At 51.4% G+C, this 26,847-nt stretch carries 22 protein-coding genes, 3 tRNA genes and 1 pseudogene; 9 read left to right on the forward strand and 17 right to left on the reverse strand.

The features are described from left to right. Positions 1-29: 29 nt before the first annotated feature. From nsrR to nnr, 12 genes are all read right to left on the reverse strand, one after another. A complete protein-coding gene (nsrR, locus tag LVQ79_RS16015; RefSeq protein WP_034461180.1) occupies positions 30-455 on the reverse strand; it encodes a nitric oxide-sensing transcriptional repressor NsrR in 426 nt (141 codons plus the stop codon). 285 nt (positions 456-740) lie between these two features. Further along, entirely contained in the window at positions 741-2,039 is a 1,299-nt protein-coding gene (locus LVQ79_RS16020) for an adenylosuccinate synthase (RefSeq protein WP_034492792.1), read from the reverse strand. A gap of 102 nt (positions 2,040-2,141) precedes the next feature. Next, the gene (locus LVQ79_RS16025) at positions 2,142-2,339 is read right to left on the reverse strand and encodes a DUF2065 domain-containing protein (RefSeq protein ID WP_034461177.1); all 198 of its coding nucleotides are present in this window, start codon (positions 2,337-2,339) and stop codon (positions 2,142-2,144) included. Positions 2,340-2,405: 66 nt separating this feature from the next. After that, on the reverse strand, positions 2,406-3,410 hold the full coding sequence (hflC, locus tag LVQ79_RS16030) for a protease modulator HflC (RefSeq protein WP_034461175.1): 1,005 nt from the start codon (positions 3,408-3,410) through the stop codon (positions 2,406-2,408). A gap of 2 nt (positions 3,411-3,412) precedes the next feature. After that, on the reverse strand, positions 3,413-4,675 hold the full coding sequence (gene hflK, locus LVQ79_RS16035) for an FtsH protease activity modulator HflK (protein WP_134186262.1): 1,263 nt from the start codon (positions 4,673-4,675) through the stop codon (positions 3,413-3,415). Between the two features lie 74 nt (positions 4,676-4,749). Next, the gene (gene hflX, locus LVQ79_RS16040; RefSeq protein WP_151994107.1) at positions 4,750-6,030 is read right to left on the reverse strand and encodes a ribosome rescue GTPase HflX; all 1,281 of its coding nucleotides are present in this window, start codon (positions 6,028-6,030) and stop codon (positions 4,750-4,752) included. Positions 6,031-6,106: 76 nt separating this feature from the next. Then, positions 6,107-6,415: an RNA chaperone Hfq gene (hfq, locus tag LVQ79_RS16045; protein WP_151994108.1), complete on the reverse strand. Its 309-nt coding sequence runs from the start codon at positions 6,413-6,415 to the stop codon at positions 6,107-6,109. A gap of 102 nt (positions 6,416-6,517) precedes the next feature. Then, the gene (miaA, locus tag LVQ79_RS16050; RefSeq protein ID WP_151994109.1) at positions 6,518-7,465 is read right to left on the reverse strand and encodes a tRNA (adenosine(37)-N6)-dimethylallyltransferase MiaA; all 948 of its coding nucleotides are present in this window, start codon (positions 7,463-7,465) and stop codon (positions 6,518-6,520) included. Beyond that, positions 7,458-9,344 carry a DNA mismatch repair endonuclease MutL gene (gene mutL / locus LVQ79_RS16055; protein ID WP_232865693.1) on the reverse strand — a complete coding sequence of 629 codons (1,887 nt, stop codon included), beginning with the start codon at positions 9,342-9,344 and terminating at the stop codon, positions 7,458-7,460. The genes miaA and mutL overlap by 8 nt, the downstream gene beginning before the upstream one ends. Positions 9,345-9,353: 9 nt before the next feature. Further along, positions 9,354-10,685: an N-acetylmuramoyl-L-alanine amidase AmiB gene (gene amiB, locus LVQ79_RS16060; RefSeq protein ID WP_232865694.1), complete on the reverse strand. Its 1,332-nt coding sequence runs from the start codon at positions 10,683-10,685 to the stop codon at positions 9,354-9,356. Between the two features lie 13 nt (positions 10,686-10,698). Further along, entirely contained in the window at positions 10,699-11,160 is a 462-nt protein-coding gene (gene tsaE / locus LVQ79_RS16065; RefSeq protein ID WP_034461161.1) for a tRNA (adenosine(37)-N6)-threonylcarbamoyltransferase complex ATPase subunit type 1 TsaE, read from the reverse strand. Then, entirely contained in the window at positions 11,153-12,679 is a 1,527-nt protein-coding gene (nnr, locus tag LVQ79_RS16070; protein WP_232865695.1) for a bifunctional ADP-dependent NAD(P)H-hydrate dehydratase/NAD(P)H-hydrate epimerase, read from the reverse strand. Before nnr ends, tsaE begins: the two co-directional genes overlap by 8 nt. Here nnr and queG point away from each other — a divergent pair. After that, complete coding sequence (gene queG / locus LVQ79_RS16075) at positions 12,678-13,817, forward strand: tRNA epoxyqueuosine(34) reductase QueG (RefSeq protein ID WP_232865696.1); 1,140 nt, start codon at positions 12,678-12,680, stop codon at positions 13,815-13,817. The two genes, nnr and queG, sit on opposite strands and share 2 nt — an antisense overlap. Before the next feature lie 270 nt (positions 13,818-14,087). Here the strand turns inward: queG and LVQ79_RS16080 are convergent. The 4 genes from LVQ79_RS16080 to orn all read right to left on the reverse strand — a co-directional run bounded on the left by LVQ79_RS16080 (position 14,088) and on the right by orn (position 15,181). After that, a tRNA-Gly gene (locus tag LVQ79_RS16080) sits at positions 14,088-14,163 on the reverse strand. A 37-nt stretch (positions 14,164-14,200) separates the two neighbouring features. Further along, positions 14,201-14,276: transfer RNA gene (locus LVQ79_RS16085), tRNA-Gly, on the reverse strand. Positions 14,277-14,343: 67 nt separating this feature from the next. Beyond that, positions 14,344-14,419 (reverse strand) — tRNA-Gly (locus LVQ79_RS16090). Positions 14,420-14,635: 216 nt separating this feature from the next. Further along, entirely contained in the window at positions 14,636-15,181 is a 546-nt protein-coding gene (orn, locus tag LVQ79_RS16095) for an oligoribonuclease (RefSeq protein ID WP_034461152.1), read from the reverse strand. Positions 15,182-15,294: 113 nt separating this feature from the next. On the opposite strand from orn, the gene rsgA reads away from it, so the two are divergent. The 3 genes from rsgA to mscM all read left to right on the forward strand — a co-directional run bounded on the left by rsgA (position 15,295) and on the right by mscM (position 20,777). Next, a complete protein-coding gene (gene rsgA, locus LVQ79_RS16100) occupies positions 15,295-16,350 on the forward strand; it encodes a small ribosomal subunit biogenesis GTPase RsgA (RefSeq protein ID WP_232865697.1) in 1,056 nt (351 codons plus the stop codon). A gap of 80 nt (positions 16,351-16,430) precedes the next feature. After that, positions 16,431-17,378 carry an archaetidylserine decarboxylase gene (gene asd, locus LVQ79_RS16105; protein WP_034461140.1) on the forward strand — a complete coding sequence of 316 codons (948 nt, stop codon included), beginning with the start codon at positions 16,431-16,433 and terminating at the stop codon, positions 17,376-17,378. A 60-nt stretch (positions 17,379-17,438) separates the two neighbouring features. After that, positions 17,439-20,777, forward strand: a complete 3,339-nt coding sequence (gene mscM / locus LVQ79_RS16110; protein ID WP_232865698.1) for a miniconductance mechanosensitive channel MscM — start codon at positions 17,439-17,441, stop codon at positions 20,775-20,777. A 92-nt stretch (positions 20,778-20,869) separates the two neighbouring features. Here the strand turns inward: mscM and epmA are convergent, their stop codons facing one another. Then, on the reverse strand, positions 20,870-21,847 hold the full coding sequence (gene epmA / locus LVQ79_RS16115; RefSeq protein WP_151994117.1) for an elongation factor P--(R)-beta-lysine ligase: 978 nt from the start codon (positions 21,845-21,847) through the stop codon (positions 20,870-20,872). 454 nt (positions 21,848-22,301) lie between these two features. Here epmA and frdA point away from each other — a divergent pair, with 454 nt between their 5' ends. The 5 genes and pseudogenes from frdA to ampC all read left to right on the forward strand — a co-directional run. Beyond that, a complete protein-coding gene (gene frdA, locus LVQ79_RS16120) occupies positions 22,302-24,095 on the forward strand; it encodes a fumarate reductase (quinol) flavoprotein subunit (RefSeq protein WP_232865699.1) in 1,794 nt (597 codons plus the stop codon). Between the two features lie 4 nt (positions 24,096-24,099). Next, positions 24,100-24,825, forward strand: a complete 726-nt coding sequence (locus LVQ79_RS16125; RefSeq protein WP_370639863.1) for a succinate dehydrogenase/fumarate reductase iron-sulfur subunit — start codon at positions 24,100-24,102, stop codon at positions 24,823-24,825. A gap of 10 nt (positions 24,826-24,835) precedes the next feature. Further along, a complete protein-coding gene (gene frdC / locus LVQ79_RS16130; RefSeq protein WP_034461133.1) occupies positions 24,836-25,231 on the forward strand; it encodes a fumarate reductase subunit FrdC in 396 nt (131 codons plus the stop codon). 10 nt (positions 25,232-25,241) lie between these two features. Beyond that, positions 25,242-25,601: a fumarate reductase subunit FrdD gene (gene frdD, locus LVQ79_RS16135; protein WP_232865701.1), complete on the forward strand. Its 360-nt coding sequence runs from the start codon at positions 25,242-25,244 to the stop codon at positions 25,599-25,601. Positions 25,602-25,759: 158 nt separating this feature from the next. After that, positions 25,760-26,731 (forward strand): annotated as a pseudogene (gene ampC / locus LVQ79_RS16140) (class C beta-lactamase); the annotation flags it as partial. Between the last annotated feature and the right edge of the window lie 116 nt (positions 26,732-26,847).

Consider the following 26,847-nt stretch of genomic DNA (forward strand, 5'->3'; position numbering starts at 1 on the left):
CCGTTGTCATTTGCTGAGGAAATCGTGATTTATTCCACCAGCAATAATTTGTAGAGCGGTTGGTTTTGGTCCACCAAATCGGCCAGCGTGTGCTTATCCAGCTCTGTTAGAAAGCTTTGCACCGCCTGAGCCAGTGCCTGTTTGAGGCGACATGCGGGGGTAATATGACAAAACTCACTGCTACAGTTCACCAAAGATAGCGGTTCCAGCTCGCGCACCACATCACCCACACGAATTGTTTGCGCAGGCTTGCCGAGGCGAATACCACCGTTTTTGCCGCGCACTGCCGTCACATAGCCAGCGCGACTGAGTTGATTGATGATTTTCACCATGTGGTTACGTGATACTCCGTACACTTCTGTTACCTCAGAAATGCTCGTCATTTTGCCTTCTGGCAAAGACGCCATATAAATCAAAGCACGTAAACCGTAATCAGTAAAACTCGTTAACTGCACATCAACCTCTAGGGTGGGAGGGGAAACGCTTAATAGCTGTAAATACTATACCCTAAATAATTCGGGTTGCAGCCAGGCGGCCAGCTCAAGAATCCCCGAGAGCTTACTTAAGTAAGTGACTGGGGTGAGTGAGTGCAGCCAACGCCGCTGCAACATGAAGTATGACGGGTATAGATTGATGATAAACCAGCCATAAGGTTGCCAGCTAATTTATTTAATAGGGGAAGGTAGATAAAACGGCAGGATAAAACAGTTGGGGTGCGCTAAGCACACCCCATCACATCATTATGCGTCGAACGGATCACGCAGAATCATGGTTTCAGAACGGTCTGGACCGGTAGAAATAATGTCTACTGGTACTTCAGTCAGTTCTTCAATACGCTTGATATAGTCCAGCGCTGCTTGCGGCAAACCACTACGCTCTTTCACGCCGAAGGTCGTTTCGGACCAGCCAGGCATGGTTTCGTAGATTGGCTCGATACCTTCCCAATCGTCAGCAGCCATTGGAGTGGTAGTCACTTCACGGCCATCTGGCAGACGGTAGCCTACGCACAGTTTAACTTCTTTCAAGCCGTCCAGTACGTCCAGCTTGGTCAGGCAGAAACCTGACAGGGAGTTGATCTGCACTGCACGACGCACAGCAACGATATCCAACCAACCAGTACGACGACGACGACCAGTGGTCGCACCGAACTCGTTACCTTGTTTGCACAGGAACTCGCCGATATCATCAAACAGTTCAGTTGGGAACGGACCTGCGCCAACGCGAGTAGAGTACGCTTTGATAATACCCAGAACGTAATCAACATAACGTGGACCAATGCCGGAACCTGTTGCCACGCCACCCGCGGTGGTGTTGGAAGAGGTCACGTACGGATAGGTACCGTGGTCGATGTCCAGCAGTGTGCCTTGAGCACCTTCGAACATGATGAAGTCGCCGCGCTTACGTGCCTGATCCAACAGATCGGAGACATCAACTACCATGCTGGTCAGAATGTCAGCAACAGCCATGACATCGTCCAGAACTTTCTGGTAATCAACCGCTTCAACTTTATAGAAGTTAACCAGTTGGAAGTTGTGGTATTCCAGAACTTCTTTCAGTTTGTCGGCAAAGGTAGCTTTGTCGAACAGGTCGCCAACGCGCAGGCCACGACGGGCCACTTTGTCTTCATACGCAGGACCGATGCCACGACCGGTAGTACCGATAGCTTTAGCACCGCGCGCTTTCTCACGAGCCACATCCAGCGCTACGTGATAATCAAGGATCAGCGGACATGCTTCAGATAACAGCAGGCGCTCACGTACCGGAATCCCACGGTCTTCCAGCTCTTTCATCTCTTTCATCAGTGCAGCAGGAGACAGCACAACGCCATTACCGATGATGCTGGTAACGTTATCACGCAGAATACCTGATGGAATAAGATGAAGAACGGTTTTTTCACCGTTGATTACGAGAGTATGGCCTGCGTTGTGACCGCCCTGGTAGCGCACAACATATTTAGCCCGTTCAGTCAGAAGATCTACGATCTTTCCTTTACCTTCGTCACCCCATTGGGTGCCCAGTACGACGACGTTGTTACCCATTTTTCAAAATCACCGTTTGCTTAAAAAAGGATTCTACCATCGGTTTCCCCGATGATCAGCCCTTTTAGTATACAAAATGGTAATCAGCCACCTCAACGTGGCTTAACCACCGCTTCGACTCAACATGTAGTAGACAACGACACCTGCAACCACTAGTCCGCCGCCAAAACGACGCAGCGTGTTATCGGGTAATTGGATTAAAGCGGCTATCATACGACGCCACATACGCGGATAAAGCATTGGTCCGAGTCCTTCGAGCACTAATACCAGTGCTAATGCCATCCAGATTGTCGAATTCATAATTTCCTCTAACACCCATAAAAAAAGAGCCGGTCAGACCGGCTCTTGATAGATAACTTGCGAATATTAACGTGAACTGTTCGCTGGTGTTTTCATGTAGCGGAAGAAATCGCTATCCGGGCTTAACACCATAACGTCCTGACCAGAATTGAAGCTCGCCTCGTAAGCACGCAGGCTACGAATGAAGGCATAGAAATCTGGATCCTGGCTGAATGCGTCAGCAAACAGTTTGGCAGCTTCTGCATCACCTTCACCACGGCTGATTCGGCCCATACGCTCGGCTTCTGCCAGAGTACGAGTCACTTCGTAGTCGGCGGTAGCGCGCAGCTTCTCAGCTTCTTCCTGACCTTGTGAACGGTGGCGACGAGCAACCGCTTCACGCTCTGCGCGCATACGGTTGTAGATAGCCTCAGACACTTCAGCTGGCAGGTTGATCTGCTTGATACGCACATCGACCACTTCAATACCCAGCGCTGCCATACTGTTCGGGTTAACCACTGGCACTTTACCTTTGGTTTCCGCCGTTACACGCGCAGCTGCTGAGGCAATCGCATCATCCGCAGCAGGTGTTGACACTTCATCGTCAGTACCTGCAGAACCTGAGTTCAGCGCATCACGCACGTCCAGAGTCAAACGACCGCGAGAATCGGTCACGATGTCTTTCACATCAAGACGACCAATTTCAGAACGCAGACGGTCACTGAACTTACGTTTTAACAGCACTTCAGCTTGAGAAACATCACCACCACCGGTTGCCAGGTAGTAGCGGCTGAAATCACTGATACGCCATTTGATATAGGAATCAACGATCAGGTCTTTCTTCTCTTTGGTTACAAAGCGATCGGCTTGGTTATCCATAGTCTGAATACGTGCATCAAGGGTTTTAACCGACTCGATAAACGGTACTTTGAAATGCAGACCTGGTTCGTAGACCACCGGCTTGTTTTCGTCATCACGCAACACTTTACCGAAGCGTAACGTAATTCCGCGCTCACCTTCCTGTACCACGAAGACCGAGGTAAACAGCACTACCAGCACGATGATAATTAAAGCAATGACTGACTTACGCATCGTTATTCACTCCCTACGCGCTGGTTATCAGTGCGCTGTGCGTCGGCACGGCGCTGATCCATGATATCGCCCCGGCTTGACGAGGACGGTGTGCTGGCGCTGCCGCTGCTTGAGCTGGATGCAGGTGGCAGACGCAACAAGCTGTTCGCACCACTAGTATCGCTCTTCGCCGCAGGCTGTGAACCACCTTTAAGCATCTGATCCAGAGGAAGAACCATCAGGTTACCGCCTTTGTCGTTAACCAGAACTTTACGGGTATGGCTAAGCACTTTTTCCATGGTTTCGATATACAGACGCTCACGGGTAATTTCCGGCGCAGCCTTGTATTCCGGCAACAATCTGGCAAAGCGAGCAACCTCACCCTGAGCTTCTAACACAGTCTGTGTTTTATAAGCGCGAGCTTCTTCGAGAATACGCTGCGCCTGACCGTTAGCACGCGGCTGAACTTCGTTGGTATACGCTTCTGCTTCACGGATGTATTGCTGTTCGTTTTCACGCGCAGAAATCGCATCATCAAATGCAGCCTTCACCTCTTCCGGCGGACGAGCAGCCTGGAAGTTGACGTCCAGCAGGGTAATACCCATGTTGTACGGGCGAATGGTTTCTTCCAGTTCGCGCTGAGTATCGTTACGAATAATGGTACGACCCTCAGTGAGGATCTTATCCATGGTGTATTTACCAATAACACCACGCAATGCACTGTCGGTTGCCTGACGCAGGCTATCGTCTGCGCTGGTTACGCTAAACAGATAACGACGCGGATCGGTAACACGGTACTGGACGTTCATCTCGACGCGAACGACGTTCTCATCGGAAGTCAGCATCACACCGGAAGCAGCCAATTCACGTACTGCCTCAACGTTTACCGCTCTGACACTATCAATGAATGTCGGTTTCCAGTTCAGACCCGGCTCAACCAAATGGCTGAATTGACCAAAACGAGTTACAACACCACGTTCAGCTTCTTTAATGGTGTAGAACCCAGTCGCTGCCCAAATAACAACAGCCACGGCGGCAACGATGCCAACCATGCGGCCACCAATATGAGGACGTGGAAGTTGCGAAGAACCACCACCAGAACCGGAACCGCCGCCTTTACCGCCGCCCAGACCACCAAGTTTCTTACTTAATTTTCGGAAGATATCATCCAGATCAGGTGGCCCCTGATCCCGCCCTCCTTTGTTACCCCCAGAGTCGCCGCCAGGTTTGCTGCTTCCCCACGGGTCGCGGTCCTGTCCGTTATTACCGGGCTGATTCCACGCCATGTTTATGCTCCATATTTGTTGTGCGGTGATATCCCCCGAAGGGGAAAAAGTCTTCAGGACATTCCCTTGACTGGCTAGACAATATAGTCAGCGAGTGCCGGTTCTTGTTTACAGAGGCGACGCCAGTCAACAATAGGCATACGAATTTGTAAGCCAACACTGCCGTCTTCCTCCATCCACTCTTTTTCTATTGCCTGAAGCTGATAAAACCGGCTCCGAAGTCGTCCAGCCTGGGGGGGTAAGCACAACGTATGCTGTGCAATTTCACCAGATAAACGCTCTGTCAAAGCCTGGAAAAGCAGTGGAATACCGTCTCCGGTCTGGGCAGAAAGCCAGACCCGAATCGGCATATTTTCATCATCTCTGTCGATACGTGGAACGAAATCATCCAACATATCTATCTTATTCATCACCAGGAGCGTTGGAATTTCATCAGCCTCAATCTCTTCGAGAACGGTATCTACCGCGGCAATGTTTTCCTCAATCCTCAGGTCGCTTGCATCAATGACATGTAATAACAGTGTCGCCTGACGAGTTTCCTGCAAGGTTGCCTTAAACGCCGCCACTAAATCGTGTGGCAGGTGACGAATAAAACCTACTGTATCGGCCAGTATGGTTTCACCAACATCCGTAACGTTAATACGACGTAATGTTGGATCAAGTGTGGCAAACAACTTATCTGCAGCATAAACGCCAGCTGCAGTTATCTGATTAAACAGGGTAGATTTGCCGGCGTTGGTGTAGCCCACCAGAGATACGGTCGGGATATCAGCCTTGGCACGCGATCTTCGCCCTTGCTCACGCTGTTTTTCGACTCGTTCTAAGCGTCCAAGGATCTGCATAATCCGATTGCGTAGTAAACGGCGGTCGGTTTCAAGCTGAGTTTCCCCAGGGCCTCGAGAACCAATCCCCCCTCCCTGACGCTCAAGGTGGGTCCAGCCGCGCACAAGGCGAGTTGCCATGTGACGTAACTGAGCCAGTTCAACCTGCAACTTACCTTCATGGGTACGCGCACGTTGAGCAAAAATATCTAAAATCAGGCCGGTTCTGTCGACGACACGACATTCACACAGCGCTTCGAGGTTACGCTCCTGAGCTGGAGACAACGCATGATCAAATAAAACGACCGATGCCCCAGTGGCTTTCACTGCATCGGCAATTTCAATTGCCTTACCTTCACCAACAAAATACTTCGGGTGAGGAGCTTTACGGCTACCAGTAACCACCTGCAATGCTTCGACACCGGCTGAAGAGACCAGAGATTCAAATTCCTCTAGATCTTCCATGTCTTTGTCTTGCGAAAAATAGATGTGTACTAGTACCGCATGCTCACCGGCATCATAACGGTCAAACAAGCGTATAACCTCTCAAAAAGACCAGCGGGGAACCCATCATCCCTGGTTCCCCGTCTTGGAAAAACAACGTTATGCCTTATTCAGCTTCTTCGTTGTCTTGTTGTGGCGCAGAACCTTGCGCGCTGCCGCCGTGGTGGTAGCTGCCAGAACCGCTAGTACCGGTGTTATTGCTGTGATGAGATACCGGACGTGACGGAACAACAGTTGAAATCGCGTGCTTATAGACCATCTGGCTGACCGTGTTTTTCAACAGGATCACAAACTGATCAAAAGACTCAATCTGCCCTTGCAGCTTAATACCATTCACCAAATAAATAGAAACTGGAACACGTTCGCGACGCAGTGCGTTCAAGAACGGATCTTGTAATGATTGCCCCTTAGCCATTCTATCTTTTCCTTATATGCTTGTTGTTTGTAACTCAAGAACCCTGAGGCTCTGAAAAACTGCGTAAGATACTGCGCACCATAACGATTCAATTGTACACATTCATTGGTGCTTCGCACTAACAACCTGTACTACATCGTTATAAGATTGAGACGGATTCTCACTGTCTAGCCAGTGAACACCTTCCCAACCTCTTAACCAGGTCATTTGGCGCTTAGCCAATTGTCTCGTCGCGCAAATACCACGATAAACCATTTCATCATGCGGAATTTCACCTGCCAGATAAGACCACATCTGCCGGTAACCCACACAACGAATGGAAGGCATGTCCGTATGCAAATCACCACGGGCAAAAAGAGCCCGTACTTCAGCTTCAAATCCAGAAGCTAACATCTGATGAAAACGCTGCTCAATTCTTTGATGGAGCAGTTCACGGCTCGCCGGGGCGATGGCGAACTGATGCACCTGGTAAGGCAGAGCTTCTCCTGACGTTTTCGTCAGTTCCGTTAAAGTTTTACCCGAAATGAAAAAAACTTCCAGTGCGCGGGAAAGCCTTTGTGGATCATTTGGATGAATACGTGCAGCGGCGACAGGATCAACCTGTGCTAACTCACGATGCAACGCCTCCCATCCTTGCTCTGCAGCCTGTTTTTCTATCCGATCCCGAACTTCCGGATCGGCAGATGGCAACGGTGACAAACCTTCTAACAATGCCTTGAAGTAGAGCATCGTTCCCCCAACTAACAAGGGGATACGCCCGGCTGCGGTAATGTCTGCCATTTCAGCCAACGCATCGCGCCGGAAATCTGCGGCTGAATAAGCCTGTGCCGGGTCGAGAATGTCGAGTAACCGATGCGGAGCCTGAGCCAGTTCTTCGGCAGTAGGCTTCGCTGTACCAATATCCATTCCTTGATAGATAAGGGCCGAATCGACGCTTATCAACTCTACCGGCAACGTTTTACGCAAATTAATGGCCAACGCTGTCTTACCTGAGGCCGTCGGCCCCATCAGAAAAATTGCCTGTGGCAGGCTTTGCTTAACTTCAGTCATGTTTCAGGGCGTTCATCGCCAATTGTAAATCAACAGGTTGTAACAAACCGCCAGGTGGTGATTTCACCAGCTGCGGACAAAGGCGCTCTACATCAGCCAGCAAGGCAATTGCCTGTGCCAGATTCCATTGTTCATGAAAGCCGTCCATTTGACGAGCAAACCATTGAGCAATCTGTGTTGCGTTAACCTCTGTCTGTTGCGCCAGGTATCCTGGCAGTTCGTGAATCAAGATTTGTAAATTTTGTTTACGTAAAGGTAAAGGTACGGTGCGAATTGTTATCTGACGCGACTCTGCGACAAATTCGATGCCCATTTCCAATAAAAGCGACTGATATTTAACCAGAACGTCTTGTTCTTCTTTCGTCACTTTCAGGCGTACAGGGATCAGCAATGGTTGTGCCCGCGCACCTTCACTACCCGGTACTAACTGCGCCATTTTCAACCAGCGTTCAGCCACGGTTAATGAAAGCAGCATAATTTTGCCGTCGCGTTCCAGTAATGCCATGTCCGGTGCAAGCACCGTCAGTACACGGCCAAAACTTTGTGCGTGGGCGTCTAACGCTTCGTCGGTTTCAGGTTCAGCGGCACGATTTTTTGGCGCTGGGGAAGCTTGCGTATTCAGAAGCTCGCGATACAGCGCCCCTTCTTTCTTCTGGAAACCCGGTGCCGCATGAGGCCATAAAGGTGTGTTTTTGCTGGCGCCGCCGCCGCTATATCCACCACCATTTGGCGAAGAACTGCGAGGCGATGATTCACGAACAACAGAGGAAGTGGGTGCAGGTGTTGAAAACTGGTTACGTCCAGATGCAACGCGGTTTTCCGGCTGCCAGCTCTGTTGCGGTTCTTCGGTTGTTTCTTCTAGTGGCAAACGGTTTTCTGTCTGCTGTTGCAGCACGCTCAACACGCCCTGATAGATAAAGTCATGCACCAGACGCGATTGATGGAACCGCACTTCGTGTTTGGCAGGATGCACATTCACATCCACCTGATGCGGATCAATCTCCAGATAGAGTACAAATGCAGGCTGCTGATCGGCTCCGAGCTTATCTTCACACGCCTGGCGAATGGCGTGATTTATCAAGCGGTCACGCATCATGCGGCCATTGACATAACAATATTGAATCTCTGCCAGCGCGGAAGTCGTGCCCGTTGGCTCCGCCACCCAGCCACGTAATGCCAGGTCGCCATGTTGCCATTCAATCGCCAACGCTTGTTCGAGGAACGGCGTGCCGCAAATCGAACCCAGGCGACGTTCACGCGGTGCACCTTCTGCTACCGCACGATACTGGCGAATCACTTTGCCGTTATGCGTCAGGTTTATCGACACATCAAAACGTGCCAGCGCAATACGCCTGACAATCTCATCAATATGGTTGAATTCGGTTTTTTCAGTGCGCATGAATTTGCGCCGGGCAGGTGTGTTGTAAAACAGATCCAACACTTCAAGCGTGGTTCCGACTGGATGCGCTGCGGGCTTCACCGTCACATCTTGTTCACGGCCTTCGGCATAGGCTTGCCAGGCCTCACTTTGATCGGCGGTACGTGACGTTAACGTCAGACGGGCAACTGAGCTAATACTGGCTAACGCTTCGCCACGAAAACCAAGGCTGATAATCGCCTCAAGGTCATCAAGTGAAGCAATTTTACTGGTGGCATGGCGAGCCAACGCAAGCGCCAGCTCGTCTTTTTTGATACCGCAGCCGTTGTCACGAATACGAATAAGCCTGGCGCCACCGCGTTCGATATCAATATCAATACGAGTAGCGCCAGCATCCAGACTGTTCTCAACCAGCTCCTTCACCACCGATGCGGGGCGCTCTACCACTTCGCCAGCAGCAATCTGGTTGGCAAGTTGCGGCGGCAGAACCTGAATCGGCATGAAATTTCCTTATTGAGTAATCGCGACCTGATCGAGACCCGCACCTTGCGAACGTGCGGTTTGCCCCGGGGCAGGTGCTGATTGTAACGGATGCGTCTGGAAATAGTCCCTCAACCCTTGATAAATGGCCTGGGCAATTTTTTGCTGATAATCATCGCTATCAAGCAGGCGCTCTTCCGAGTTGTTACTGATAAACCCGGTTTCCACTAGCACAGAAGGGATATCTGGTGAGCGCAATACGCCAAGGCTTGCATGCTCAGGGCGACGCTTGTGTAACGCGCCGACACGTTGCATTTGAGCCAGCACTTTTGTCGCCACATCATACCCGACACGCTGGGAATGGCCGAACTGCAAATCCAGTACCGCCTGGCTCAGATACGGGTCAGCCTGGCTATTGGCCAGTACATCGCCCGCACCACCCAGCAACTCGGATTGCTTCTCGTGCTGTTCGAGCCAGCCCGCCATTTCGCTATTTGCACGGCGGTTTGACAGCACCCAGACGGATGCCCCGGTCGCATCGCGGTTAGGCGCAGCATCAGCATGAATGGAAACCAGAATATTGGCGTTCTGTTTACGCGCGACATCCGAGCGGCCCATCACCGAAATGAAATAGTCGCCATCGCGGGTCAGCACGCCTTTAAACATCGGGTCGTCATTGAGCAAGGAACGCAGTTTACGGGCAATAGAAATAGTGACGTTTTTCTCTTTCGTCCCACCCGGACCAATCGCACCCGGGTCTTGTCCACCATGCCCAGCATCAATCGCCACAACCACGGTATCGGATTGAGTTGTGGTGCGTTGAGTTCGCGCAGGATGCATCGCCGTATTCGAACTGATTGCGCCAGTAACGGTTTGCGGGTTAAACGGATTTTTTGCCGGTTCTGTCGGTCGGGTAACTACCGGGGCTTCCACGCGTTTGGCAACAACCGGTGGTGGAGGTGGCGGTGGTGGCACATCGGCGTTAATGGTAAACACAACTGTGTAATTCGCACCATTTTGCTGTTTCACAGCGCGAGTTTTGCCAGGCTCAGTGAGATCAACCACCAGGCGTAAGGAATCGCTATCTTTCGGTTGCCCTGAACGAATGCTTTTCACCAGGTTATTTCCACTGAACAACAGAGGTAAACCGCGAATCACACCGGTTTGTTTGATATCCAGAGCAACGCTTTTCTTATCATCCTGAGAAAAGGCATACTCAGGATCACCAATAAAACTAAAGGTGATTCGCGCCTGAGAATCGCCGTTCGATACCTGAATATCCGCTAAACTCGCGGCACCAGACTGTGCCGTAAGCAACAGTAAGCACGCCGCCATCAACCAACTTTTCACGCGAAAGATCATCCCATCATCCTTGTTATTTGGCAAACCGCGCCAGTAACGACTCACCAGATGAGGAAACTGCTTTCAGGCACGCCTCGCGCCCTTCGGCCTGGTAACTTAGGTGGATTTCGACATCCGGTTCTGGAAGCACACCCTGACCTTTTTGCGGCCATTCCACCAGACTGATGGCGTCATTGGTGAAATAGTCACGAATTCCCATAAATTCGAGTTCTTCTGGATCGGCAAGACGATAGAGATCGAAGTGATACACCATCAAATCGCCGAGTTCATACGGTTCAACCAACGTATAAGTTGGGCTTTTAACATTGCCTTTATGGCCCAACGCTTGCACAAAACCACGGCTGAATGTCGTCTTGCCCGCACCCAGGTCACCATACAGATGAATCACTGTGGCACCAATACAGGCTTTTGCCAGACGCGCACCCAATTCTAAGGTCGCAGTTTCATCAGGTAATGCGATAACTCGATTAATCATTTTCTTTGCTATTCAAATCCGGGTTAACAAAAGGGTACATCGTCGAGAATAAGTCGCTTGCTAACATGCCACGTGTACCGAAGCGCTGAGCCAGCACATCAGCAGCAGCGCCATGTACAACACATCCGGCACATGCCGCATCATACGGGGTTAACTTCTGTGCCAGCAATGCTCCGATGATCCCGGATAGCACATCCCCCATACCGCCACTTCCCATCCCGGCATTGCCCACATCAACAATGGCGCATTCGCCATTTTGGCTGGCAACAATCGTACCGGCACCTTTTAAGACCACAATTCCACCATAACGTTTAACCAGGCGGTCTGCGGCAAGTAAGCGGTCACTCTCAATTTGTGATACGGCGCAATTTAATAGCCGGGCGGCTTCGCCAGGATGCGGCGTAATCACGCGATTCTGACGTTTATCGGGATTGATTGCCAGAAGGTTAAGCGCATCTGCATCCCACAGCATCGGTTTACGGCTGTTCTCTACTTTTTCCAGGGCTTTTTTGCCCCATTCTTGCTGCCCAAGTCCAGGGCCGATAACAATCACATCCGCCCATTCCAGGCTTTCATCCAACGCCTGCGGCGTGAGTTCCTGAACCATCAGCTCAGGCCGCGCAGTCAGCAGTGGTGCAATGTTTTCTGAACGCGTCAACACTCTGACTAAACCTGCGCCCGCGCGCAGCGCCGCTTCGCCCGTCATGCGAATGGCACCCGCCGTGCCGTGATCGCCGCCAATAATCACCAGCCGCCCATTACTGCCTTTGTGCGAGGTCGGTTTGCGTGGCGGTAGCCAGCCTTTTAGCTGTGCGCTGTCCACGCGGGTGATCGGCGCGGTTTGCCCTTCCAGCCAGGCTTCAAGACCGAGGGCATGAAAATGTAACTTTCCGACCACATCCCGCGCTTTGCCGGTCAGCAACCCAGGTTTGAGAGCAATAAACGTCACCGTGTGCGCAGCGTTAATCGCAGCACCAGGAATTGCACCGGTTTCTGCGAGCAGGCCCGAAGGAATATCCAGCGCAAAAACGGGAGCGGGATGCTGATTACACTTTTCGATAAGCCTGGCTACGTTATCTCGTGGCGCGTGCGCAAGCCCGGTTCCAAGAATGCCGTCAATCACCAGGTCGATATCCTCAGGCCAGGGATGTTCCGGCGCATGGATAAGACCTGCGGCACCAAGCCAGGCATCACGCGCTGTGGCAGCTTCTTCGGGTAACGGTTTATCGCTTTCCAGCGCGACAAGCGTAACGCGCACGCCAGCAGCCTGTGCCAGACGCGCTAACACATAGCCATCGCCGCCATTGTTGCCATGCCCGCACGCTACCAGCCAGTGCTGGCTTTGTGGGTAAAGTTCCCGGGCGAGATTAAATGCCGCAGCCCCTGCCCGCTGCATCAATTCGTATAGCGTTAACCCTAAGTAATCCGCAGCCTGTTTCTCTGCGGTGCGCAGCCAGTCTGCGGACCAGACTGAGTGTGGTATACTTTTGGCGGTTATTTTTAGACTCAGGTCCGTCATGTCACAGCCCCTCGATCTCAATCAATTAGCGCAAAATATCAAGCAGTGGGGTATCGAACTCGGTTTCCAACAAGTTGGCATAACCGATACCGATCTCTCTGCCAGCGAGCCTGCGCTCCAAATGTGGCTGGATAAACAATATCATGGCGAGATGGATTGGATGGCCCGTCATGGAATGATGCGTGCCCGACCACACGAATTGCTGCCGGGCACTTTGCGCGTGATCAGCGTGCGGATGAACTATCTCCCCGCAAATGCGGCTTTTGCTTCCACGCTCAAAAACCCCAAAATTGGTTACATCAGCCGCTACGCCCTTGGCCGTGACTACCACAAACTGCTACGTAATCGGCTCAAAAAGCTGGGCGAAATAATCCAGTCCCATTGTTCCACGCTGAATTTTAGACCTTTTGTGGATTCAGCGCCGATTCTTGAACGCCCATTGGCTGAAAAAGCCGGGCTTGGCTGGACAGGTAAGCACTCACTAATCCTCAACCAGGAAGCAGGTTCGTTCTTTTTCCTGGGCGAACTGTTAGTCGATATTCCGCTGCCAATTGATAAACCCATTGAGGAAAAGTGTGGGCGGTGTGTGGCCTGCATGACCATCTGCCCGACTGGCGCGATTGTAGAACCCTACACTGTTGACGCCCGCCGTTGTATTTCTTATCTCACTATCGAGCTTGAAGGCGCTATTCCGGAAGAGTTCAGGCCGCTTATCGGCAACCGAATCTACGGTTGCGACGACTGCCAGCTGATTTGCCCGTGGAACCGTTTCTCACAATTAACCACAGAAGACGACTTTAGCCCGCGCACCAAGTTGCATGCGCCGGAGCTGGCTGAGTTGTTCACCTGGAGTGAAGAATATTTCCTGCGCGTGACAGAAGGTTCGGCGATTCGTCGAATTGGCCATTTACGTTGGCTGCGAAATATTGCGGTGGCATTGGGAAATGCACCGTGGGATGAGGCGATTCTGGAAACGTTGCAACAACGGAAAGGTGAGCACCCACTTCTTGATGAGCACATTGATTGGGCGATTGCGCAACAATTAATCAAGCGAAGCGAGGACGCTACAGAAGTCCAGCTCCCGCAGAAACAGCGCCTGGTCCGTGTGATTGAAAAGGGGTTAAAACGTGATGCGTGACATGTCCACAGGATGTGAATAAAAATTTGAACGCCTTGTCCTGCAAACGAAAAAAAAACTGCAAGCGATCCGCTCAACATTCTCAAATATTAAAAAAATGATATTAATCAAATGGTTAAAATATTCTTATAAAATTTAAGAAATAATTAGCGATCTAAGTGAATAGACGAAGGCTGTGGATAAGTCTGTTTACAAGAATTTATCGCGAACGTAAAAACCACCACCGACGCTGGTTAGCGTTGTGGATAATTTGTACTGGATATTAGAATTTGGAGCGGGAAACGAGACTCGAACTCGCGACCCCGACCTTGGCAAGGTCGTGCTCTACCAACTGAGCTATTCCCGCTTGGGTGGTGCGTGGCTTATAAAAGCCAATCAAATTTTGGAGCGGGAAACGAGACTCGAACTCGCGACCCCGACCTTGGCAAGGTCGTGCTCTACCAACTGAGCTATTCCCGCATATTCTTCGTCTTTCAAGCTGATGCTTAAAAGCCATCGAATTTGGTGGTACTGCTTAAATCAAATTTGGAGCGGGAAACGAGACTCGAACTCGCGACCCCGACCTTGGCAAGGTCGTGCTCTACCAACTGAGCTATTCCCGCTCTGTGTAACGCTGCAAATTCTGCATCGGTACGGGAGGCGCATTATACGAGAAATCGTTTTAGTCGCAAGCCTTCAAACGATTTTTTTTGCGTTTTTTGTTTGAATGCTGATTAATTCGACAAAATGATTGTTTTCCCAGCGAATATCAGGCGAATCGTTCGATCCTGCCTTTTTTCGGGTTAGTGAAAAAAAACAGGACCGAGGCTAACAACTTCTTATAACTTGATAAAGTTCTCGCGGTAGAACGCAAGTTCCGCCACTGACTCACGGATATCATCCATCGCCTGATGGGTACCCTGCTTTTTGAAATCAGCCAAAATTTCAGGTTTCCAACGGCGTGCCAGCTCTTTCAGTGTGCTGACATCCAGATAACGATAATGGAAGTACTCCTCAAGCTCAGGCATGTACTTAAACAGGAAACGACGATCCTGGCCTATGCTGTTACCACAGATTGGAGAACTATTAGCGGGAACCCACTCCTTCAGGAACTCAAGTGTCGCCAGTTCAGCTGCACGGTCGTCCATGGTGCTTGCTTTCACGCGCTCTACCAGCCCGCTGCCAGTATGGGTACGCACATTCCAGTCATCCATCAACGCCAGTTGTTCGTCAGACTGATGAACCGCAATCGTTGGCCCTTCGGCGAGGATATTCAAATTGGCATCGGTAACCAGAGTGGCAATTTCAATTATGCGATCCCGCTCGGGGTCCAGGCCGGTCATTTCTAAATCAATCCAAATCAGATTGTTTTCATTTCCACTCATGCTATTTTCCACCCTTCTTGTGCGTCGCCCACCCTTGTCGATGGGTTAACTCGTATAAAATAGTGTGTATCATAGAGGTTTTGCCCACCACGGGCGACCAGGAGCCAGTAAGATTGAGCAAAAATAAACTCTCCAAAGGACAGCAGCGCCGGGTTTCAGCAAACCACCAGCGTCGGCTTAAACAGACTGTGGAGAAAGCCGATCCTGACGACTCTCAGTTTGGCGAACCGCGCGATGGTCGCGTAATCAGCCGTTTCGGCCAACATGCCGATGTTGAATCACCAGGTGGTGACATTCACCGCTGCAATATTCGCCGCACCATCCGTTCGCTGGTAACCGGCGACAATGTGGTCTGGCGCCCAGCTAAAGAAGCTGCGGCTGGCGTAACCATAAAAGGCATTGTTGATGCGGTGCACGAGCGCACAACTGTCCTGACACGCCCTGATTTCTATGACGGCGTAAAACCCATTGCCGCCAACATCGACCAAATCATTGTGGTTTCCGCCATTCTGCCCGAGCTGTCATTGAACATTATTGACCGTTATCTGGTGGCGTGCGAAACCCTCGAAGTAGAACCGTTGCTGGTGTTGAACAAAACCGACCTGCTCGACGAAGCTGGCCTGAAGTTCGTGAATGAGCAAATGGATATCTATCGCAAGATTGGTTATCGCGTGTTGATGGTTTCCAGCCATAAAGTAGAAGGCCTGAAAGAGCTTGAAGAAGCCCTGATTGGCCGCGTCAGTATTTTTGCCGGGCAATCCGGTGTGGGTAAATCGAGTCTGCTCAATAACCTGCTCGGGTTCAAAGAAGTCCAGATTCTGGTGAATGACGTTTCTGACAACTCAGGCTTAGGTCAGCACACCACCACGGCATCGCGCCTATACCATTTCCCGGGCGGCGGTGATGTTATCGACTCCCCAGGCGTGCGTGAGTTTGGTTTGTGGCACTTAGAGCCGGATCAAGTCACTCATGGGTTTACTGAATTCCACGACTATTTAGGTCGTTGCAAATACCGTGACTGTAGCCACACCAACGATCCAGGCTGCGCGCTGCGCGAAGCTGTTGAGCGTGGGGAAATCGCCGAAACGCGTTTCGAAAATTACCATCGCATACTGGAAAGTATGTCCGAGGTAAAATCGCGTAAAACCTTTTCCGATACTGACCGCTGACAATTAAGCTGGGCATCGCTAAAATCGCGCTCCTTTTTGTGTATGCCCGCTAAATATGGGTACTTAGCCAGGAGGCTATCTTGTTAGACAACTTTAAACTTTCGCTCCAGTACATCCTGCCTAAACTATGGCTGACTCGCCTGGCAGGTTGGGGTGCAAGCAAACGAGCTGGCTGGTTGACCAAACTGGTTATCGACCTGTTCGTTAAATACTACAAAGTCGACATGAAGGAAGCTCAGAAGCCGGATACCGCCAGCTATCGCACCTTCAATGAATTCTTCGTGCGCCCATTGCGTGACGATGTTCGTCCAATCAATACCGACCCAAATGTACTGGTGATGCCAGCAGACGGTGTTGTGAGCCAGTTAGGTCCTATCGAAGAAGATAAAATCCTGCAGGCAAAAGGCCACAACTACAGCCTGGAAGCTCTGCTTGCCGGTAACTATTTGATGGCTGATTTGTTCCGTAACGGCAGCTTCGTTACCACTTATCTGTCACCACGTGATTACCACCGTGTTCACATGCCGTGTAACGGTATTTTGCGTGAAATGATTTACGTACCGGGTGACCTGTTCTCCGTAAACCATTTAACCGCGCAAAACGTGCCAAACCTGTTTGCACGTAACGAACGTGTTATCTGTCTGTTCGATACCGAGTTTGGCCCAATGGCGCAAATCCTGGTGGGTGCCACAATTGTAGGCAGCATCGAAACCGTTTGGGCAGGTACTATCACGCCACCGCGTGAAGGTGTAATCAAACGCTGGACATGGCCTGCCGGGGACAACGAAGGCTCTGTGGCGCTGCTGAAAGGCCAGGAAATGGGTCGCTTCAAACTCGGTTCCACAGTCATTAACTTGTTTGCACCAGGTAAAGTGAACCTGGCTGAACAGCTACAAAGCCTGTCTGCGACCAAAATTGGTGAGCCGCTGGCAATCTCTACCGAGCCGGTTATCGAACCGGAAGTGCCAGTGAGTGAGATTTCTGAAATGGAAGTTGCTGCCGATCAGGAAAGCAAACCAGACGTTTAACTCTCCTACCCCAGCCCTCTGCACATCGCTACGAGGGCTGGTTCACTTAAAGGTACTGACGTGCGCCTGATAATCACAATTCTGATGGCCTGGTGCCTTAGTCTACCGACGTATGCCGCCACAGCCCCCGACGCCAAACAAATCTCCCAGGAACTAGAACAAGCTAAGTCTGCAAAAGACAAACCTGGTAGCCCTGAAACCGTGGAAGCACTTCAGGCCGCGCTCAACGCGCTTGATGAACGCAAAGTCTCGCTGGAACGAGCCACGCAATACCAGCAAGTTATCGATAACTTCCCCAAACTCTCTGACACCTTGCGTCGGCAGATCAATAATCTGCGCGATGAACCGCCAAAAGTGCCAGAGACCATGAGCACCGATGCGTTAAATCAGGAAATCCTGCAAGTTAGCAGCCAATTACTGGATAAAAGCCGCCTTGCACAGCAAGAGCAGGAACGCACTAGAGAAATCACCGATTCGCTCAGCCAACTGCCTCAACAGCAAACCGATGCGCGCCGCCAGTTAAACGAGGTGGAACGTCGGATGGGTACCCCGCCTGCCACCAGCACACCGCTAGCGCAGGCACAAAATCTCTCTTTACAGGCTGAATCATCACGCCTGAAAGCCCTGGTCGATGAACTGGAGCTGGCACAGTTGTCAGCCAGTAACCGCCAGGAACTTGCTCGCCTGCGCGCTGAGCTTGCCCAGAAACAGAGCGAACACCTGGATGCCTATCTCCAGGCATTACGTAATCAGTTGAATAACCAGCGCCAGCGAGAAGCTGAAAAGGCCCTGGAAAGCACAGAATTGCTGGCTGAAAGTAGCGCCAACCTGCCATCAGGTATCGTTGACCAGTTTAAAAATAACCGTGAATTATCCCAGGCGTTGAATCAACAGGCTCAGCGTATGGATTTAGTGGCCTCTCAGCAACGCCAGGCCTCAAGCCAAACCTTGCAAGTGCGTCAGGCACTCAACACACTGCGCGAACAGTCACAATGGCTTGGCGTGTCGAATGTGTTGGGTGAAGCCTTACGCGCTCAGGTAGCTCGTTTACCTGAAATGCCAAAGCCTCAGCAACTGGATACCGAACTTGGCCAGCTGCGTGTACAGCGTCTGCATTATGAAGACCTGATGAACAAGCAGCAGCAATTACGCCAGATTCGTCAGAACGATGGCCAGGAGCTCACCAGTGAGCAAAACCGTATTCTGGAAGCGCAATTGCGCACCCAGCGCGAACTGCTCAATTCCTTGCTGCAAGGTGGCGATAACCTGATTCTTGAGCTCACCAAACTGAAAGTGGCGAATAGCCAACTGGAAGATGCGTTAAAAGAGGTCAACGAAGCAACACACCGTTACCTGTTCTGGACCTCAGATGTCAGCCCGATGGGCATCACCTGGCCGGTGGAGATTGTGCAGGATTTGCGTCGTCTGGTATCGATGGACACCTTCAGCCAGCTTGGCAGTGCCACCATTATGATGCTAACCAGCAAGGAAACACTGCTGCCACTGTTCGCTGCATTGATACTGGTGGGCTTTAGTGTCAGCTCCCGCCGGCATTTTTCTGCTTTCCTTGAGCGTTCGAGTGCGAAGGTGGGTAAGGTTACTCAGGATCACTTCAGCCTAACCTTGCGTACCGTTTTCTGGTCGATTCTGGTGGCTCTACCTTTACCCGTTCTTTGGGCAACGCTAGGCTACGGGCTGCAAGCTGCCTGGCCGTATCCCCTTGCAGTAGCTATCGGTGATGGGGTGACTGCCACGGTTCCGCTGCTGTGGGCCGTGATGATTTGCGCCACGTTCGCCCGTCCAAATGGTTTGTTCATTGTTCATTTTGGCTGGCCGCAGCACCGTGTTGCCCGCGCCATGCGCTATTACCTGATGAGCATCGGCTTAATCGTGCCGCTGATTATGGCATTGATTATGTTTGATAATCTGAACGATCGGGAGTTCTCCGGCTCTCTCGGCAGACTATGCTTTATGTTAATTTGCGGTGCAATGGCACTGGTCACCCTGAGCCTGAAACGCGCGGGCATTCCGCTGTATCTGGATAAACAAGGTAATAGCGAAAACATCGCTAACACCATTTTGTGGAACCTGCTGCTTGCCGCCCCGTTGCTCGCCATTCTTGCAGCGGCAGTGGGTTACCTGGCAACTGCACAGGCCTTGCTGGCAAGGCTTGAAACGTCAGTGGCTATCTGGTTCTTACTGCTCGTTGTGTACCATATCTTCCGCCGTTGGATGCTGATTCAGCGCCGCCGCCTGGCCTTTGACCGCGCTAAACATCGCCGTGCTGAAATACTCGCCCAACGTGCGCGTGGTGAAGAAGAAGCTGCACATAGCCACAGCAATGAAGGCTCATCAGAAACTATCGAAGAACCTGAAATCGATCTGGATACCATCAGCGTGCAATCACTGCGTCTGGTGCGTTCGATTTTGATGCTGATTGCGCTTTTGTCGGTCATTGTGTTGTGGTCAGAAATCCACTCTGCATTTGGCTTCCTTGAGAACATCACCTTGTGGGATGTGACCTCAACGGTACAAGGCGTGGAAAGCATCGAGCCGATAACCCTGGGTTCAGTGTTAATTGCCATTCTGGTGCTGATTATCACCATGCAACTGGTACGTAACCTCCCTGCACTACTCGAACTTGCGCTCTTACAGCACCTGGATTTGGCGCCAGGTACGGGTTACGCCATTACCACCGTAACTAAATATCTGCTGCTGCTTGTCGGCACCCTGGTCGGTTTCTCAATGATTGGCATTGAGTGGTCGAAATTGCAGTGGCTGGTTGCGGCCCTCGGTGTTGGTCTGGGTTTTGGTTTGCAGGAAATTTTCGCCAACTTTATCTCTGGCCTGATAATTCTGTTCGAGAAGCCGATTCGTATTGGTGACACCGTGACAATCCGCGATCTCACCGGCAGCGTCACCAAGATCAACACCCGTGCTACCACCATCAGCGACTGGGACCGTAAAGAGATAATCGTGCCAAATAAAGCGTTTATCACCGAGCAGTTTATCAACTGGTCGTTATCGGATTCAGTCACGCGTGTGGTGCTCACAGTTCCGGCCCCGTCTGATGCAAACAGCGAGGAAGTCACGAAAGTGTTGTTGCAGGCAGCCGAGCGCTGCTCGCTGGTGATTGATAACCCGGCACCAGAAGCCTTCCTGGTCGATTTACAGGCGGGTATTCAAATCTTTGAGTTGCGAATTTATGCCGCTGAGATGAACCACCGTATGCCACTGCGCCACGAAATTCATCAGCTCATTCTGCAAGGTTTCCGTGAACACGGTATCGAGCTGCCATTCCCACCATTCCAGATGCGTCTGGATAGTCTGGGCGGGCAACGTAGTGCTAAGACGGTGACTTCTTCGGGGAAAGCGGGACGTACGCCGGGGAGTTTGTAACGAAGAGTCGGATGTCGCTTACGCTAATCCGACCTACGAAAATCAATCTGCAGTTGTAGGGTGGATAAGCGCAAGCGTTATCCACCGTTTTTTTAAGCCCTATCTACCGGGAACGCCAGCACATCAGCCAGACTTTCAGCCTTTAGCGCTAACATAATCAAACGATCCACACCTAGCGCAACACCTGAACAATCTGGCAATCCTGCCTTGAGTGCTTCCAGCAAATTCACATCAATCGGCTGCTGTGGCAAACCGCGAGCAACACGTTTGCGATTATCCTGCTCGAAACGCTGCTGCTGCTCACGCGCATCGGTCAATTCGTGGAAACCATTCGCCAGCTCAATACCTCGGAAGTAAACCTCGAAACGCTCCGCAACGCGGTGATCCTCGGTGCTGATCTGCGCAAGGGCTGCCTGGCTTGCCGGGAAGTGATAAACAAACGTCGGTTTGTCTTTACCAATATGTGGCTCAACACCCATGCTGAACAGCAGCTGCAGCAAGGTATCGCGGTCTTCTTCTTGATCGGCAATGTTGCTTAAATCGAGTTTTTTCGCCACTTCGCGCAACTGCGTTTTATCCGCAGAAAGTGGGTCAATTTCCAGATGGCGCTGGAAAGCCTGCTGATATGAGAGAGACTCCGCGGCATCAGTTTCCAGAACCTGTTGCAGTAAATCATCAACTTCATTCATCAGACGATACATATCGTAGCAAGGGCGGTACCACTCCAGCATAGTGAACTCTGGATTATGGTGGCGACCCATCTCTTCATTACGGAAGCTACGGCACAGCTGGAATACCGGGCCGATGCCCGCCGCCAGCAGGCGTTTCATGTGATATTCCGGGCTGGTCATCAGGTACAAATTCACGCCCTGAGCGTGGCCTGGGCCCACAAAACGGGTTTCAAACGGGAACAGATTAATGTCCGTTACCGTAGCCTGACTCATGCACGGTGTTTCCACCTCCAGTACACCGCGGTCGGCAAAAAAACGCCGAATGACTGCCATGATCGCAGCGCGTTTTAACAGGTTGGGGATGGATGCGCTCGGCTGCCAGGTGGCCGTTTCGCTCATGGTGGAGTCTCCGTATTCAAACAAGGCCGAGAAGTCTACCCGCATCGCATAAGGGAGACAAATTTTGCGCAGTAAATTTTCACCACCATTTATACCCGAGAAACTTCGAGATGCAGGTCGGCGGCAAACGAGCAAATCCCGATGAGCTTACTGAAGTAAGTGATTCGGGTGAGTGAGTGTAGCCAACACCCCTGCATTTTGAAGGGCGACGGGTATACGCGGCAAGGGCGCTGATAATGTGAATTTCGTGACGTAACTCATCACTACTACTAATTAATTGCTGAACTGAACAGCAAAAAAATCGAACACGTCAAATTTCCTTAAAAAGCCTGCGGCTATAATCCGCTACCTACAAAGGAGCAGGGAAAACCCTTTCGCTATAGCTGCCGCCGTATCGGTGAACTACCTTTGGTTAAATTAGCTATGCGAAATAACTAAAATCTGGAGGAATGTCGTGCAAACCTTTCAAGCCGATCTTGCCATAATAGGCGCTGGCGGAGCGGGCTTACGAGCAGCCATCGCGGCGGTACAAGCCAATCCACAAGCCAAAATCGCTCTGATCTCCAAAGTCTACCCAATGCGTAGCCACACCGTGGCCGCCGAAGGGGGTTCTGCTGCCGTTACGCAGGATCACGACAGTTACGAATACCATTTCAACGACACCGTTTCCGGTGGCGACTGGTTGTGCGAGCAGGACGTAGTCGACTACTTCGTGCATAACTGCCCAACCGAAATGACACAGCTTGAGCAATGGGGTTGCCCATGGAGCCGCCGTCCGGACGGTTCAGTGAACGTTCGCCGTTTTGGTGGCATGAAGATTGAGCGCACCTGGTTTGCCGCGGATAAAACCGGCTTCCATATGCTCCACACCCTGTTCCAGACCTCATTACAGTTCCCGCAAATCCAGCGTTTTGACGAGCACTTCGTGCTCGATATCCTGGTTGATGATGGTGCTGCTCGTGGCCTGGTCGCCATGAATATGATGGAAGGCACGCTGGTACAAATCCGCGCAAACGCCGTTGTTATGGCAACCGGTGGTGCTGGTCGTGTTTATCGCTATAACACTAACGGCGGCATCGTGACCGGCGATGGTATGGGCATGGCATTGAGCCACGGCGTACCGTTGCGTGATATGGAATTTGTGCAATATCACCCAACCGGCCTGCCAGGTTCCGGCATTCTGATGACGGAAGGCTGCCGTGGTGAAGGCGGTATTCTGGTTAACAAAGACGGCTATCGCTATCTGCAAGATTACGGCATGGGGCCTGAAACCCCTCTGGGCGAGCCGCGCAACAAATATATGGAACTCGGTCCGCGCGACAAAGTTTCTCAGGCCTTCTGGCACGAATGGCGCGCAGGCCGTACCGTTCCTACGCCACGTGGCGATGTGGTTTATCTCGACCTGCGTCACCTGGGCGAGAAAAAACTTCTCGAACGTCTGCCGTTTATCTGCGAACTGGCAAAAGCGTATGTTGGCGTCGACCCGGTTAAAGAGCCGATTCCTGTTCGCCCTACCGCGCACTACACCATGGGTGGTATCGAAACCGACAGTCAGTGCGAATCACGCATTAAAGGCCTATTCGCAGTCGGCGAATGTTCGTCTGTTGGTCTGCATGGTGCGAACCGTTTAGGTTCGAACTCTCTGGCAGAATTGGTGGTGTTTGGTCGCCTGGCAGGTGAAGGTGCGATGCGTCGTGCTAACGAAGCACAGCCCGCCAATGATGCTGCATTGAATGCACAAGCGGCTGATGTCGAAACTCGCCTGAAGAAACTGGTGAATCAGGAAGGTACTGAGAACTGGTCGAAGATCCGCGATGAAATGGGTCTGTCCATGGAAGAAGGTTGCGGTATTTATCGCACACCAGAACTGATGCAGAAAACGAAAGACAAGCTGGCTGAGCTGCAGGAGCGCTTCAAACGCGTTCGCATTACTGACACATCCAGCGTGTTCAATACTGATTTGCTCTACACCATCGAGCTGGGCCACGGCCTGAACGTTGCCGAATGTATGGCGCACTCAGCGATGGCTCGTAAAGAGTCTCGCGGCGCGCACCAGCGTCTGGACGAAGGTTGCACCGAGCGTGATGACGTGAACTTCCTGAAGCACACTCTCGCTTTCCGTGACGCGAATGGAACTACGCGTCTGGAATACAGCGATGTGAAAATCACCACCCTGCCACCGGCAAAACGCGTCTACGGTGCGGAATCAGAAGCGGCCGATAAGAAGAAGGAGGCGTCTAATGGCTGATGCGATGAAGACCCTGAAGATTGAAGTGGTGCGCTACAACCCGGAAACGGATAACGAGCCACACAGTGCAATCTATGAAGTGCCTTATGATGAGCAAACCTCGCTGCTGGATGCGCTGGGTTATATCAAAGACAACCTGGCACCTGATCTCAGCTATCGCTGGTCATGCCGTATGGCTATCTGCGGCTCTTGCGGCATGATGGTCAACCGCGTGCCTAAACTGGCTTGTAAAACCTTCCTGCGCGAATACACCAAAGGCATGAAGGTTGAAGCGCTGGCAAACTTCCCTATTGAGCGCGATTTGGTGGTCGATATGACCCACTTTATCGAAAGCCTGGAAGCGATTAAGCCGTACATTATCGGCAACTCGCGTACTCCAGACCAGGGGCCAAATACCCAGACTCCAGCCCAAATGGCGAAATACCATCAGTTCTCGGGCTGCATCAACTGTGGCCTGTGTTATTCCGCATGCCCGCAGTTTGGTTTAAACCCAGAGTTTATTGGCCCGGCTGCAATCACGCTTGCTCATCGTTACAACCTGGATAACCGCGACCATGGCAAGAAAGAGCGTATGGCGCAGTTAAACGGCCAGAACGGCGTCTGGAGCTGTACTTTCGTGGGCTACTGCTCCGAAGTGTGCCCGAAACACGTCGATCCCGCCGCTGCCATCCAGCAGGGTAAAGTCGAAAGTTCGAAAGACTTTTTGATTGCTACCCTGAAACCACGCTAAGGAGTGCAAAATGACTACGAAACGTAAGCCATATGTGCGGACGATGACCCCTACCTGGTGGAAAAAACTGGGTTTCTATCGTTTTTATATGATTCGTGAAGGAACTGCTGTGCCTACCGTCTGGTTCAGCATCTTGTTGCTGTGCGGCCTTTTCTCTTTGAAAAGTGGCCCGGAAAGCTGGGCAGGGTTTGTCAGTTTCCTCCAGAACCCTATCGTGGTTATCCTCAATCTGATCACGTTAGCGGCTGCGTTGTTGCATACGAAAACCTGGTTTGAACTGGCACCAAAGGCCGCCAATATCATCATCAAAGATGACAAAATGGGGCCGGAGCCAGTGATTAAAGGGTTGTGGGCGGTGACAGTTGTCGCCACGGTCGTCATTCTGTTTATTGCACTGTTCTGGTAAGGGGGACGTCATGATTAATCCAAATCCAAAACGCTCCGACGAGCCGGTATTCTGGGGTCTGTTTGGCGCAGGCGGCATGTGGGGCGCCATCATCGCGCCAGTTATCGTGCTGCTGATAGGCATCATGCTGCCGCTGGGGCTTTTCCCGGGCGATGCATTAGGCTATGACCGTGTGCTGGCATTCTCACAAAGCCTGATTGGTCGCCTGTTCATCTTCCTGATGATTGTGCTGCCGCTGTGGTGTGGTTTGCACCGTATCCACCACGCCATGCATGACCTGAAAATTCATGTGCCATCTGGCAAGTGGGTGTTCTACGGTCTTGCAGCCATTCTGACTGTTGTGACTTTTATTGGTGTCATCACTCTCTAAAGTTAAACATTCCAGTGACAAGGCCTGCCATGTGCAGGCCTTTTTCTTTGTATCTTCCCGCCTGACACATAAACATATTCGCTAAGAAACTCATGAGGACTGATGATAAATTGAGTCGTTCAGGGCATGCTGTCGTGTCACTTTATGGAAGCTATTCAATGATGAAAAAAACACTTTGCTGTGTGCTAATGCTCACGGCCTCCTGCTCAACGCTTGCTGCCACGAAAGCTTTGACCGAACAACAGATTGCTCAGACAGTCAATCAGACCATTGAGCCCCTGCTCAAAGAGCAGAATATACCCGGCATGGCCGTCGCCGTTATTTATCAGGGAAAACCCTATTACTTCACGTACGGTCAGGCTGATATCGCCAAAAATTTACCGGTCACGAAAGAGACATTGTTTGAACTCGGCTCTGTCAGTAAGACCTTTACCGGTGTTCTGGGTGGCGATAGCGTAGCCCGTGGGGAAATAAAACTAAGCGACCCGGCAACGAAGTACTGGCCTGCACTCACCGGTAAGCAATGGAAAGACATTAACCTACTGCAACTTGCCACCTATACCGCAGGGGGCTTACCGCTACAGGTTCCTGATGAAGTCACAAACCAGGCTTCCTTACTCCACTTTTACCAGAACTGGCAGCCACAATGGGCTCCGGGATCCACTCGTCTCTATGCTAATGCCAGCATCGGCCTCTTCGGCGCGTTGGCGGTGAAGCCATCAGGAATGAGCTTTGAAGAGGCAATGTCCAGACGCGTATTCCAGCCGTTAAACCTTGTGCATACATGGATAAAAGTGCCCGCATCTGAGGAGCACAACTACGCATGGGGCTACCGTAACGATAAGGCAGTGCACGTTTCACCGGGCATGCTGGATGCAGAAGCCTATGGCGTGAAAACAACGATTGAAGATATGGCTAGTTGGGTACAGGCAAACATCAAGCCTGAACAGGTAGGTTCTTCAACATTACGTAAGGGAATTGAGCTCGCACAAACACGCTACTGGCGCATCGGCAGCATGTATCAGGGCTTAGGTTGGGAGATGCACAACTGGCCGGTTGATGCCGAAACCGTGGTAAATGGCAGCGATAATAAAGTAGCGCTATCCCCTCAAACGGCGAGAGACTGTAATTAAAATTGTGTATCTGCCTGTTTTTGATATGTTCACTCCAACAACGGAGACAGGCAAATTATGGACGAAAAGAAACTTAAAGCCCTTGCGGCTGAACTGGCTAAAGGTCTTAAAAC

This window comes from Buttiauxella cochleicola, assembly GCF_021282405.1.
GTDB lineage: Bacteria > Pseudomonadota > Gammaproteobacteria > Enterobacterales > Enterobacteriaceae > Buttiauxella > Buttiauxella massiliensis.